The sequence below is a fragment of the Pseudoduganella sp. jia 9 genome (assembly GCF_055502615.1).
In genome coordinates this window covers 73,808-86,157 of sequence record NZ_JBUPWE010000019.1, presented here as the reverse complement: position 1 = coordinate 86,157, position 12,350 = coordinate 73,808, and the positions used below count along the sequence as shown (strand labels likewise).

Annotated in this window: 12 protein-coding genes and 1 tRNA gene; 11 read left to right on the top strand and 2 right to left on the bottom strand. The window is 70.0% G+C overall.

Annotated features, from left to right (window positions below):
• The first annotated feature begins 54 nt into the window (after nucleotides 1–54).
• Nucleotides 55–3,219: a glycoside hydrolase family 2 TIM barrel-domain containing protein gene (locus ACY34H_RS23980; protein WP_464979982.1), complete on the top strand. Its 3,165-nt coding sequence runs from the start codon at nucleotides 55–57 to the stop codon at nucleotides 3,217–3,219.
• 98 nt (nucleotides 3,220–3,317) lie between these two features.
• Here the strand turns inward: ACY34H_RS23980 and ACY34H_RS23975 are convergent, their stop codons facing one another.
• Nucleotides 3,318–3,662, bottom strand: a complete 345-nt coding sequence (locus tag ACY34H_RS23975; RefSeq protein WP_464979981.1) for a hypothetical protein — start codon at nucleotides 3,660–3,662, stop codon at nucleotides 3,318–3,320.
• A 159-nt stretch (nucleotides 3,663–3,821) separates the two neighbouring features.
• Here ACY34H_RS23975 and ACY34H_RS23970 point away from each other — a divergent pair, with 159 nt between their 5' ends.
• The 9 genes from ACY34H_RS23970 (at nucleotide 3,822) to ACY34H_RS23930 (ending at nucleotide 11,731) form a co-directional block, all read left to right on the top strand.
• The gene (locus ACY34H_RS23970) at nucleotides 3,822–4,802 is read left to right on the top strand and encodes an OmpA family protein (RefSeq protein WP_464979980.1); all 981 of its coding nucleotides are present in this window, start codon (nucleotides 3,822–3,824) and stop codon (nucleotides 4,800–4,802) included.
• 2 nt (nucleotides 4,803–4,804) lie between these two features.
• Entirely contained in the window at nucleotides 4,805–5,488 is a 684-nt protein-coding gene (locus ACY34H_RS23965; protein ID WP_464979979.1) for a hypothetical protein, read from the top strand.
• A gap of 6 nt (nucleotides 5,489–5,494) precedes the next feature.
• Nucleotides 5,495–6,145, top strand: a complete 651-nt coding sequence (locus ACY34H_RS23960) for a hypothetical protein (RefSeq protein WP_464979978.1) — start codon at nucleotides 5,495–5,497, stop codon at nucleotides 6,143–6,145.
• A 13-nt stretch (nucleotides 6,146–6,158) separates the two neighbouring features.
• On the top strand, nucleotides 6,159–6,869 hold the full coding sequence (locus ACY34H_RS23955; protein WP_464979977.1) for a hypothetical protein: 711 nt from the start codon (nucleotides 6,159–6,161) through the stop codon (nucleotides 6,867–6,869).
• 12 nt (nucleotides 6,870–6,881) lie between these two features.
• Entirely contained in the window at nucleotides 6,882–7,580 is a 699-nt protein-coding gene (locus tag ACY34H_RS23950; protein WP_464979976.1) for a hypothetical protein, read from the top strand.
• Nucleotides 7,570–9,258, top strand: a complete 1,689-nt coding sequence (locus ACY34H_RS23945; RefSeq protein ID WP_464979975.1) for a hypothetical protein — start codon at nucleotides 7,570–7,572, stop codon at nucleotides 9,256–9,258. The genes ACY34H_RS23950 and ACY34H_RS23945 overlap by 11 nt, the downstream gene beginning before the upstream one ends.
• Nucleotides 9,255–10,112, top strand: coding sequence for a hypothetical protein (locus ACY34H_RS23940; protein WP_464979974.1), 858 nt, complete (start codon nucleotides 9,255–9,257; stop codon nucleotides 10,110–10,112). The genes ACY34H_RS23945 and ACY34H_RS23940 overlap by 4 nt, the downstream gene beginning before the upstream one ends.
• Nucleotides 10,109–11,500, top strand: coding sequence for a hypothetical protein (locus tag ACY34H_RS23935; RefSeq protein ID WP_464979973.1), 1,392 nt, complete (start codon nucleotides 10,109–10,111; stop codon nucleotides 11,498–11,500). The genes ACY34H_RS23940 and ACY34H_RS23935 overlap by 4 nt, the downstream gene beginning before the upstream one ends.
• 144 nt (nucleotides 11,501–11,644) lie before the next feature.
• A tRNA-Leu gene (locus tag ACY34H_RS23930) sits at nucleotides 11,645–11,731 on the top strand.
• A 127-nt stretch (nucleotides 11,732–11,858) separates the two neighbouring features.
• Here the strand turns inward: ACY34H_RS23930 and ACY34H_RS23925 are convergent.
• Complete coding sequence (locus tag ACY34H_RS23925) at nucleotides 11,859–12,143, bottom strand: tyrosine-type recombinase/integrase (protein ID WP_464979972.1); 285 nt, start codon at nucleotides 12,141–12,143, stop codon at nucleotides 11,859–11,861.
• Between ACY34H_RS23925 and ACY34H_RS23920 the strand changes: the two genes are divergently transcribed.
• On the top strand, nucleotides 12,136–12,333 hold the full coding sequence (locus ACY34H_RS23920; protein WP_464979971.1) for a hypothetical protein: 198 nt from the start codon (nucleotides 12,136–12,138) through the stop codon (nucleotides 12,331–12,333). The two genes, ACY34H_RS23925 and ACY34H_RS23920, sit on opposite strands and share 8 nt — an antisense overlap.
• The last annotated feature ends 17 nt before the right edge of the window (nucleotides 12,334–12,350 follow it).

Below are 12,350 nucleotides of genomic sequence, written 5' to 3'. Positions count from 1 at the left end.
CTTCGAGGCCCAATGACGCTATGCTGGGCAGCTCCGCCATCCGCTTCCAACGCCATGCCCATCGCCCCGACGTTCGTCCCGAAGATCTTCTCCGCCACGGCGTGCCGGCTGGCCGCCGCGGCCACGCTGCTGGCCATGGCCGGCAGTGTGCTCGCCGCCCCGGTCACCGAGCAGCGCTACCTGTCCGGCACCGGCCCCGCTACGGCGGTGCCGTGGGAATTCAAGGTCTCCGCGGGCCGGCGCGCCGGCGATTGGAGCACCATCCCCGTGCCGTCGAACTGGGAGCTGCAAGGATTCGGCGGCTATGACTACGGCGAAGGCGACAAGCGCCATACGGAACAGGGGCAGTACCGCCTGAAGTTCGCCGTGCCGGCAGCGTGGCAGGGCCGCGCGATCAGGCTGGTGTTCGAGGGCGCGATGACGGAAACCACCGTGCGCGTCAACGGCGTGCAGGCCGGCGAGCCGCATGTGGGCGGCTTCTACCGCTTCAGCCATGACATCACCAAACTGGTCAGGCACGGCGGCGACAACGTGCTCGAGGTCGATGTCAGCAAGAAGGCGTCGGACCCGCTGACAGACAAGGCCGAACGGCGCGGCGACTACTGGGTATTCGGCGGCATCTTCCGGCCGGTATGGCTGGAAGCCGCGCCGCCCCGGTCGATCGCCCATGCCGCCATCGATGCGCGCGCCGACGGCAGCCTGTCCGCGACGGTGACGCTGGCCGGCCCGGCTGCCGGCGCCACGGTGGAAGGCCAGGTGCTCGATGCCGCGGGCAAGCCGGTGGGACGGCCGTTCAGCGTTGCCGCGGACCAGGCAGGCGGCCCGCTGAAACTGTCAGCCGCCATCGCCCGGCCTCGCCTGTGGTCGGCCGAAACGCCCAACCTGTACACCTTGCGCCTGACCCTGCGCCAGGGCGGCAAGGCACTGCACACCGCCACCGAGCGCTTCGGCTTCCGCACATTCGAGGTGCGCAAGGGCGACGGCCTGTACCTGAACGGGCGCAAGATCGTCATCAAGGGTGTCAACCGGCACAGTTTCCGGCCGGCGACGGGGCGCGCGCTCGATCCGGAAGACAACTACGCCGATGCGCGCCTGATCAAGTCGATGAACATGAACACGGCGCGCATGTCGCACTATCCGCCCGACCCGGCCTTCCTGCGGGCGGCCGACGAACTGGGGCTGTACGTGATCGACGAGCTGTCCGGCTGGCAGGCCGCGCACGGCACGCCCATCGGCCGCAAGCTGGTGAGCGAGATGGTGCCGCGCGACGTCAACCACCCCAGCATCCTGTTCTGGGCCAACGGTAACGAGGGCGGTTTCAATCTCGAGCTGGATGATGAATACCACAAGTACGATCCGCAGAAGCGCCCGGTGATCCACCCGTGGGCGATCTTCGGCGATATCGACACCAAGCATTATCCGAACTGGAAGCTGCTCAACGAACGGCTGCAGGGCCCGAACCTGTTCATGCCGACGGAATTCATGCACGCCCTGTACGACGGCGGCGGCGCAGCCAGCCTGGACGATTACTGGAACGCGATGATGGCCTCGCCGGTCGGCGTGGGCGGCGTGATCTGGGCGCTGAACGACGAAGGCGTGGTGCGCACCGACCAGTGCAACCGTGTCGACCCTTATGGCACCTATGGGCCGGATGGCATCGTCGGGCCGGCACACGAGAAGGAGGGCAGTTATCACGCGGTCCGGCACATCTGGTCGCCGGTGTGGCTTGACGACGCGGTGCTCGACGCGCGCTTCGACGGCAGGCTGAAGGTCGACAACCGCTACGACTTCCACAACCTGGACCAGGTGCGCTTCGGCTGGCGGCTGGTGCGCTACGCCGATCCGTCGGCCGCGTCGACCGCGGTACGCATCCTGGCGAAGGGCGAGGTTTCCGGACCGCGCGTCGCGGCACGCGGCAGCGGCACGCTGGACTTGCGCCTGCCGGCGGACTGGCGCGGCCGGGGCGCCGATGCGCTGGAAGTGACGGCCACCGGGCCGGATGGCGGGCAGTTGTGGACCTGGACCTATCCGGCCCCGGACCTGGCCGCCCGCGCGGCACCGGCCAACAGCGTGGCCGTGGCCGTGGCCGGGCCGGCGGCGGCCACGCCGCGCGTGGAACAGGTGGCCGATGGCTGGCGAATGGTGGCGGGCGCCGTCACGGCGAGTTTCGATGCAGCCGGCCGGCTGCTGGCGCTGAAGAACGGCGACCGCGTGTCGGGGCTGGCCAATGGTCCGCGTCTGGCCTATGCGCGCCCGGCCACAGGGGCGGCGGTCGCCTGGCTGCCGTTTGCCCGGGAAGATGCCGCCAGCGGCATCCGCCAGCTGGCCAGTGCGCAGACGGCCAGCGTGATCGAGATCCTGCCGGACCCGGACAGGAAGACGGCCTATGCCCGCTTCAAGCTGGAAATCAGCGCCGACGGGAAGACCTGGAAGACCGTGTTCGACGCCTCGCGCCGGCGTTCCGACGGCAACGAGTATCGCTTCCCGCCCCAGCCGGTACTGGCCGTGCGGCTGTCCCAGCCCGTGGATGAGCACGGCCAGCCGCTCGCTTTCGGCGATGTACGGCTGGGGCATGCGGCGCAGCGGTTCCCGGCGGCCGATGGCGCGGCCGCCCGGGTCGCCAGCGGCACCGGCAATGGCGCCGGCAGCAGGCCGGCGGCGTGGCTGGAAGCGAGCGGCGGCGCCGGCCTGGACCGCGTGCGCTGGACGCTGGAGGCCGATGGCGCGCTGCGGCTGGACTATGCGTACCGGCTCGACGGCACGGTGCAGTACCACGGCGTGACGTTCGATCATCCGGACAGCGCGCAGCGCTCGATGCGCTGGCTGGGGCAGGGGCCTTACCGGGTGTGGAAAAACCGCCTGCACGGCACCTGGCTGGGTGTGCACGAGGTGGCGCGCTTCGACCAGCAACCGGGCGAGACCTTCCGCTACCCCGAATCGCAGGGCTTCTTTGCCGGGGTGCGCTGGGCGCGGCTGGACTCGGCGTCCGGCGCGCTGCTGGTCAGCACCGGCCAGCCCGACGGCTACCTGCGCGTGGGCACGCCGCGCATTTCACATGCGAACACGACGGTGGAGTTCCCGGCCGGTGACCTGTCGTGGCTGCATGCGATCCCCGCCATCGGCGAAAAATTCAGCGGCACGGAGGTGCTCGGCCCGGCGGCGGCGTGGCCGGTGGCGCAGGGCGAGTATCGGGGGAGTCTGACGTTCCGGTTCGAGTGATCGACCCGGAACGGCGAGGGGCGCCGCGCGGGGCTGGCCGCGCGGGGCTGGCCGCGCGGGGCAGATCGCGCAGGAACGTGCTTGCGCAGGCTGGCCGCTTACTCGTCGAACTCTTCGGCGAGGTTTTTCCAGCCGCGGCTCTTGGCGAAGGCGGCGAATTCCTCGGGCGCTTCCAGTACGATCAGCTTGCTTTCCTGCAGGCCGGCATCGCTGAGGCCGAAGTCGGGGCCCTTGTAGCCGAGCGTGCGGAGGCGCTCGACGAGCTGCTTCAGCAGCACGGCATCCTTGTGGCCGCCGTCGAGGGGCTTGGCGAAGTCGACGTAGACGTCGATGATGCCGTAGCCTTCGTCGAAAATGCGGATGGCCTTCACGTCATGGGTGCGGCCGCTGCTGTCGGTGGCCTGGAACGCGCCGGACAGTTCAATATCGGAATCGGTAGTCATGGCCGAAGCATAGCAGGTGGTGTGCGCGGATGGCGCATCTTCCGGGCGCGCGGGCCGGCATCGGCGGCGTCTTTGCCGCTGAGTTGCTTTTTGGTTAACGTGTTGACATTCCGTTTCGATCCGGTACGCTGAATGGACCGACACCCGCAGGAGCGCGCCATGAACTACCGGACCAGATGGTTTCAGGTGCTGCGCATGCTGCTGTGCGTGCTGCTGTTCGGTGCCGCCGCGGCGCAGGCCCGCGACGGTTCCTTCCCGATCGCCAACTATCCGGTCCACGGTACCGAACTGAGCCCGGTCCAGCTCGATGCACTGCGCTGGTACTCGGGAAAGCTGGTCGACGAGATCGCCGCCGAGCGGCGTGTCGAAGTGCTGGTGATCGGCCATGCCGACCTCGACCAGCGCGGGCGCGACTTCGAAACCCAGATCAGCCGGCAGCGCGCCGACAATGGCGTGGCGAAGCTGCGCGAATTCGTCGACGAAGAGGCGCGGCGGCGGCAGCTGCCGCCGGCACGCCTGGGCCTGATCGCTTACCGTACCGAGGCGCTCGGCACGCGCGAACTGATCTACGAGAAGCCGGCCAGCGAGCTGCAGCGCCGCGCCAACCGGCGCATCGAGATCGCGTGGATGTCAACCACGCCGCCGCCGAAACCGCCGGGCCCGTCCAAGTCGACCGAATTCGAGATACGGGTCGTCGGCGGTTTCTCCGCGGCGCTGCTGCTGCAGGCCGATAACTACATCTTCCAGATCGTCGACCTGAACGCGAAGAAGACGGCGTTCTTCTTCTACACGGCCGGCGGCCTCGGCATTTCGCTGCCGAAGATCCCCGGTCCCGGCTCGATGACGTACGCGGGCCCGCCCAGCCGCTTCACGACCACGCGGCCGGTCGAGCTGCACCAGTTCAACTCGAAGGCGTCGCTGTTCCAGGACCCGGGAGCCACGGTGGGACCGCACAGCGCCGGCGGCACGTTCCGGCTGTCGATCGAGGAAATCATCGATGCCCAGGGGCTGCTGGCGTCGACCCGGCCGGGCATCATTCCGGTCGAAGGCGGCAGCGGCCTGCAGATGCCCGGTCTCGGCTCGGTGACCACCGGCGTGCTGGCGCTGCACAGCGCCGTGTTCCCCTTCAACGGTTACTAGCCGTGCACGCGCCCGCCGAGCCAGTGCCTGGCGCCGGTGCCGCTGCGGACCTGGCCGCCCTGGTCGCGCGCCTGCAGGCCATCGATGCGCAACTTGACGGACTCGAAGCCGGCGGCGCCCGGGACGAAGCCGCCGCGCACCTGGCCAGCGCACTCGACAGCATCGACGAGATCGAGCAGATGCTCGACGAGTTGCAGCAGGCGCGCATGCAGTGGCAGGAAGCGCTGGCCGAAAGCGCCGCGCAGATCGAAGCGCTGGTGGAGGAGCTGCAGCAGGAATTCGCCGCGGCTCAGGACACCGCCGCGGCGCATGCCGACAGCGCCGCGGCCGCCTCGCAGGCACTGGAAAGCGCGGTGCAGGAACGGCTTGCCCAGCTGGTGGACGACGCGGCCGGCCTGTCGAAGGCGGCCGAACAGTCGTTCGGCGAGGCCATGCGCGCGGTGTCCTCAGGAACGGAGACGTTGCGCGACAGTGCCACTGCGCAGCGGCTGGAGCAGGTGCGCGCCGCCGGCAGCGAAGTGTTCGCGACACTGAACGAGGCCCTGGACGGGATCGAATCGGCCGGCTTGGGCGCGGCCGACGACGTCATCGACGTGCTGGACGACATCACCCGGCAGATCGACGGCATCGTCCAGGTCGTCACCGGCATCCGGCCGGCCCTCGACGCGGTCGCCGCGATCGCGTGAGCGGCCATGAGCGCACCGGCCGCCACCGCCCTTGCCGGCATCGCCGACGAACTGCGGCAACTGGCGCAGCAGGTGACCGGGCTGGTGCAGGTGCAGCAGACGGCATGGCAGGAGCTGGTCGAGGCCGCGGAAGAAATGCGCAGCGAGCTGGGCGAGGCGCGGCAATCGTTGCAGGAACGCGCCGGCGAGCTGGGCGACCGCGGCGAGGCCCTGGCGGAAGCGGACATTGCCGAAGAGCTCGAAGCGGCGGAGACAGCGCTGGGTGCCCTGGACGGCACGCTCGACAAGGAAATGGGGAACGCCTTCTCCGCCACGCTGTCCAGGTTTTCCGACAGCTTCGGCGACGCGCACGATGCCTTGCAGGCCGGCGTGCAGCGCAGCGCGGCAACGCTGAACACTGCCGTGGCCGAGCGCGCCGAGCGCCTGGCGGACAACGCCGCGGCGCGTTTCTCGCAGGGAGTGGAACAGGAGGCTCGCGCGCTATTCCGGCAAGTCGAACAGGACATGTGCCGGGAGATCGCCGACAACGTCGTGCTGACCCAGGCCAGCGTCGCGATCATGGGTGCGGTCGGGCCGCTGGTGCCGCAACTGGTCGCGCTGCGGGCCGCCGTCAGCGTCATCAAGGCCGCGCTGCAGCTGGCGCGCGGCGGATTCTGAAGCGGGGGAGCCGATGGCGGACGATCTCGCGGTGTTGCAGGAAACCGTGGCGGCGCTCGACGCGCGCCTGCTGCCGTTGCTGGGGGCGCCGGACGATGGCGACGATGGCGCGGCCGACCTGCTCGACGCCCTGGCCGCCGCGCTGGCGGACCTGAACCAGCAGGTGCAGGAGAGCGCCGATGCCGCGCTGGAAAGCAGCGAACGGGCGTTGAGCCAGCTGGCGGCATGGCAGACCGTGGCCACCGCGGAAGTGGATGATACCGTGCAGGCGCTGGACGGACTGATCGCGCGGATCGATGAATTCGCCGACGGCCTGCGCGACGAGGCCGGTCAGTTCTCCGATGCCTGCGGCGATGCGGCCGGGGAGGTGGCGGACGCGTCGGTGGAGTTCGCCGATGGCCTGGGCGAAGCGGCGCAAGGCGTGCTGCTGACGCCGTTGACGGAGGCGTTCGAGGGCCGCATCGCCGAGGTCGACGCATTGCAGCGCCAGGCACTCGACGCCTGCGCCGACCGGCTCGACGAGGCCGCGGCCGAGCTGCAGGGCCTGCTGTTGGCCGCGCTGGCGGATGCCCGCGAAACGCTGTCGGCGGCGATCCGCCAGTCGGAGGGGGAGCGGGCAGCCACACAGCCGCTGCTCGATGCCGTGCAGGTCGTGCTCGATCCGCTGCTGGAGCAGGTCGAGCGCGTGACCGGCCTCGCCGAGGCGGTCGGCATATCAGTGTAACGGGGGGGGGGCATGGCGGAAGCGGCAGGCATCGACGAAGCGCTGGCACTGGCCCAGGCCTTGGCCAGTCGCATGGACGCGCTGGAGCAGGCCGGCGGCGACGCCGCCGGGCCGGCCGTCACGGCGGACCAGCTTGCCGCACTGGCCGGGCGCGTCGAGGCGCTGCGCGAGCGGCTGCAAGGCGAATGCGCCGCGCTTGCCGATGAAACGGCCGCGGCGGCCGAGGCGCTGGTAGCGGCGGCTGAAGTTGCCGAGGCGGCCATCGAGGATGCCGCCGGCGAGGCCCGCCTGGCGGCCGACGCGTTTTCGGAAACGCTGGTGGAACTGGCGGAATCAGCCGCGGCGGTGCTGGCGGCGGGGCGGGACGACGTGGCTGGCGTGGCCGGGCGCGCCGACACGCAGCTGACCGACGCGCTGGAACAGGCCAGTTCGGCATGGCAGGAAACGGCGGGCAACGCGCAACGGCACGTTGACAGCTTGCTCGACAGCAGTATGAGCCACTTGCGCGGCGATGCCGACGAGGCTGCGCAGGCCATGCGCGAGCGCCTGCAGCGCTACGTGGCGCTGCAGGCATCGATGGCGGACGTGGTGCGCCGCGTGGACGACACCATCGGGCTGTTCACGGACTCGATGCGGGTGACCCAGACCGGCCTGAACCTGACGGCCGGCACGTTGGACGATATCGTTGGAGTGTTGTCCGATGTTGCCTGAAACCGCAATGGATGCGCCGGACGGCCGCGCGGACGCCGGCGCGCTGCAGGAAGACGTCGCCCGGCTGCGCCGCGACGTCGCCGCCGAGCGGGCCCGGCTGTCGCGGCGCCGGAGCGACCGCGGCAAGCTGGGCGAGCTGGAGCGCCGCGCGCAGGACCTGGCACCCGCGGCCCGCCCGCCGGCCGAACGGCTGGCCGCCTCGCTGCGGCGCCGGCTGGACGAAGCCGTACTGCTCGACGGCGACGATGATGCGCTCGCCACCCGCCTGCGTGAACTGGAAGAGGCATTGCTGCAGCGCAGCGACGCCCTGGCCGCCCAGCGCAAGCGGGCTACCGCACCGGCGCCTGGTCCGGCCGCACCGCCCGAGCGTGCACCGCCGCCGGACCGGGCCCGCCAGCGCCGTGTGGAACGGCTGGAGGCGGAGCTCGATGCGCTGGACGACGAACTGCGCACCCACCGCAACGATCTGCGCACGGAGGGCGGCCAGCCCGATGCCGCGCGGGAGCTTGCGGGCAGCACGTCGCGCCAGCGCATCGACGCCTTCGAACTGGACGCGCGGCGCCTGCTGCAGGCCGCCGCACGACGGGCGCGGCAACTGCACGTGCAGCGTATCGCCGGCGAGCAACTGCTGCGCCGCTTCGACCTGCTGGCGCCGGCAAGCGGGGCCGAGCGCATCGAAGCGTTGGGACGGCACCTGCGCGAGGAGCATGGGCGAACGCTGGCGGAGCTGGAGCGCTTCTGGACGGCCCAGTGGGCCGAGATCGCGCGGCGTGCCGATGTCCTCGTCATCCAGCGGCTGGCCTCCACGCATGCGATTCCCGATATCGACCCGGCCTTCGAGATCGTGTCGCTGCGCGAGGGCGACCTGGCGGTGCTGGCTGGCTACCTGCGTTTTGAAACCTGGCAGCTGATGCAGGCCGCGGCGAACCGACTGCCGCGCCGCAGCCGGCAGGCCTTCCTCTGCGCGCGCGGCGACGGGGCAGCGGCCGGGCAGGCGGCGCACGACGACCTGTTCGTGCCACCGCTGCCGCCCACCGCCACCCTGGCGCTGGCGCGCAAGGCGGGCGCGCTCGACGACCTGCAGCCGCTTGGCCGCATCGATGCGTCGCCGGGCGCGCGCTGGCGCCGCGGCGACTATCTTGCTGCCATCGGGCGCTTCGCCAAGGAAGTCACGCGCACGCCGATGGCGATACTGGGGCCCCTGGGCTTCCTCGCCATGTTGGGCCTCTCGCCGAATATGCAGTTGAAGGGGTTGGCAAAGGAATACTGGGGCGTGGGCGCGCTGGTGCTCGTGGTGGCCATCCTGGTCTCGGTGTACACGTTCTGGCGTAAATCGATGCTGGCCGAGAAGACCGTGCTGGAGCGCGGCAAGGCGCAGCTGCGCGAACTGCTGCGCAAGCGCGGCGACGCCGTATGGCAGGAGTGGCGCCAGCAGCTTGCCGAGCACGGCGAACGGTCGATCCGCCGTTCGCTGGCGCTGCTGGCCGAAGGGGCCCCGCTAGTGGGCAACCCGGGCAGCGGAGCCCGCGAACGCCAGCTGGCCGAAACCCAGGCGCGAGATGCGGGCGCGGCAGTAAAGCGCCTGGAAACAGGTGCGGCGGCGCTGCGCCGCCTGCGCGAGCGGCGCGTGCCGGAACTGCGGTCGGCACTGCGGGCGCTGGAGGAGGGCGGGCCATGACTGCGCACGTCGAAATCTGCGCCGCGGCGCTGGTGCTCGAAGTTGCCGGCAAACGCCACGCCGTCCAGGCCAGTGCGTGGCTGACCCGCGCAGGCATGGTGCTCTGCCGCGAGGACGACGAAGGACTCGATGACTTTCCCGCCGCCGAACTGAAAGGCAGCCTGAGCCTGCATGCCGGCGGTCCCTGGACGCCGGGCGACACGGTGACGGCCGTGGTGGAGCCCGGCCTGTTGCCGCGCGCCGCGCGCTGGGCGGCGGCATTGCGCGCGCTGGCAGCCGCCGGCCAGGCAGACATTCAGGACGTGACGCTGCGGCTTCCCGGCCTGGACGGCGCGGACTACCTTCTCGACGCGTGCCGCGCGCTGGCCCTGCTGGACTGGCGCCTGCAGGGCGAGATCCCCGCCGCCGCGGAATTCATTGCGCCCTGGCGCGAGTGCCGGGCATGGGCCGAGCTGGCATGGGAGCAAGGCCGGGGCACGCAGCCGCTCGTCGCCGCGCAGGGCCGGCTGCCGGCACGGAAACGCTTCGGGCGCCAGACCAGCCAGTCGCCCGCCATGCCGCGGCTGCTGCTGGACGGCGAGGCGCTCGACTTCGGCAGCCATCGGCTCGACGAGCTGGGCCAGACCCATGAATTCGAACTGGTGTGGGAACGCGACGGCGCGATCCGGCTGGACCTGCTGATCGACGAGACGTGGCGCCCGCTGCCGCTGCTGCATGCGGCGCCGTGCCGCACCGTGCGTAACCGTTTCGCCGCCGATACATACGCAGCATTGGGCTACTGGGCGGCCACGCTCGGACATGTCCAGGCCGACATCATCGCACCGCTGGCGGCCATCACCGGAGAGGCGGCATGACGGCCGGGGTGCAACGCGACGAGCTCGATCCCTGGCCGCGACTGGCGGACTGGGATGATGACCAGGCGACTGGCGCGGGTGGCCTGGCCGGAGCGCAGGCCCTGCAGGGCGGCGGTATCGAGTCGTTTTCGGCCCTGTGGGTGGTGGACCTGGACGATCCCGCGCTGCCGGCCGGTACGACGGTGGACAGCCTGTGCGCGACGCTGTCGTCCTGCAGCGGCCGGCTGCCGCTCAATGTGCTGGACCATGGGCAGGTCCCGCCGGCCGCGACGGCCCAGGCTCGTACGCAGTTGAAGGTCCGGCTGGTGGCCGATGGCAAGCCTTGCGCTCCCTTCGACGTTGCCAATGGTGCGATGATTGTCGGCACACCCGGCTCGGAAGCCGTCGTGGAAGGGTGTGCGCGGACCCGGTTCCCGGACGCTGCAAGCTGGCGCGCCATGGCCGGCAGGGTCTCGCCCGAGGTGTTTTGCCTGCTCGATAGCGGGACTGTGCGAGACTCGCACGGCGCATTCTCGAGGGCCGTGTTGCGCGCCTGGCTGCCGTCTGCGCTGGCCGTGTTCGGCGCCGGCGTATGGCTCGAGGTCAATACCTACGAACAGGTGCAATGGGCGGTGGGAGTCTGCGCGCTGCTTACCGCGGCCGCCAGCACGCTCTTTTACCGCGTGCTGAAGCAGTGGAGCGCCAGCCGCGAGACTTGGGCGATGGCGCTTGCACAAGTTGTCGCCGCGGCGTATGGCCTGATGCTGCTGCTGCTGTGGGTCGTTCCGGACCAAATGCTTGGGCACGGGTATCTATGGCTGATGACGATGGCCCTGCACGGCACGCTGCTGTGGCTGTGCCGGAAGGGGCCGCGCGCGCTGATCGCCGGATGGTGGGGCACCACGCTGGCGTGTGCCGCCATGGCAAACCTGACCTATCTGGCCAGCATGACCGGGCGTGCTCAGCCGCTGGCTGAGCGGCCCATGCTGTTCGCGCTGCTGCTGGCCTGGGGCGGCCTGCTCCTGTGGCGGCACCGGCCCGCTCGCGTGTCGGGCCCGCGTACGCCGACCGCGCCGTCGCCGTCGCCGCCGTCACCGCAGCCGCAGCAACCGCAGCCACGGCCATCGCCGTCCCCCGTCGATCCCGGCACCATGCGCCGCTCCCAACGGCTGATGAAGCGGGCCGGCACGGCAATGATCGTGATCTACGTGCTGCTGCTGCCGGCGGTGATCATCAATGCACCGGTGCGGGCGCTGGGTATTCTCTTTACCGTAACGACGCTAGGCAGCTTTATGTGGCTGGTGGCGTTCCTGCTGCTGCGCTGGTGGCTATTGCGCCGAACGGCCGTGTTGCTGCTTGGGATGATGGCGTTAACCTGGTCTCTGGCGCTGTTCGGGTGGGCTGCGTGATTGCCTGCTGGTCTGAAACGCTTGCCGTGTCTGCCTGAACCGTCCTGCCCAGCAGGACGAACGAAATCGCGCCCACGTCCGTTAGCTGAAATCCGAACGGCCGGGTTTGCGAAATATACCGGGCATGTCATAATGCAGGGCTGTGCCCCGGTGGTGAAACTGGTAGACACACCGGACTTAAAATCCGTTGCTTGCAAGGGCGTGCCGGTTCGATTCCGGCCCGGGGCACCAGTATTCATGCGGGTTTCAAGCCGATTGATGGTCCAAACCCGCTGCCCGCCAGTTCCGCAATTCTGGCGTAGTTCCGCAATAATGTTAAACGTCACCTTCGGCGCATCGCGGAATTGTGTCGCCGGGATCACCGTGTTGGCGGCACCAGCTTGCCCCGGCTGTGCCGGATATAGTGCGCCGTCATCTGGTCGGAGCTGTGGCCCAGCTGGTCCTTCGCCGCGCCCGCGCCGTGCGATTCATCCTTGTCCGTGCCGGCCTTCGCGCGCAGGTCGCGAAACTGGTACTGCGCGATTTCGTCGGCCAGGTCAGGATATTTCTCAGCCGCTGCCAGCCGGGCCCGGTCCAACGCACCGCGGTATTCCCACCGCGAGAGCGGCAGCCCGTGCTTGTTGTTGACCAGTTTCATGCTCATGGGGCTGCGGGCGACGCACCGGGCGATCACGCGTTCGAGCTCGCCGATGACGGCGGTGGCTGCTGATATTCTCGGCCTCGCCGCAGACACGGGCCGACTCGTGCGGAAGTTCGAACGTCTCGAGCAGCGTTTCGACGAGTGCCGCGCGCTAAATAATGGCCCGGTAGCGGGCGAAACGACGGTCGAGTAGTGTCGGCTGCTATACTG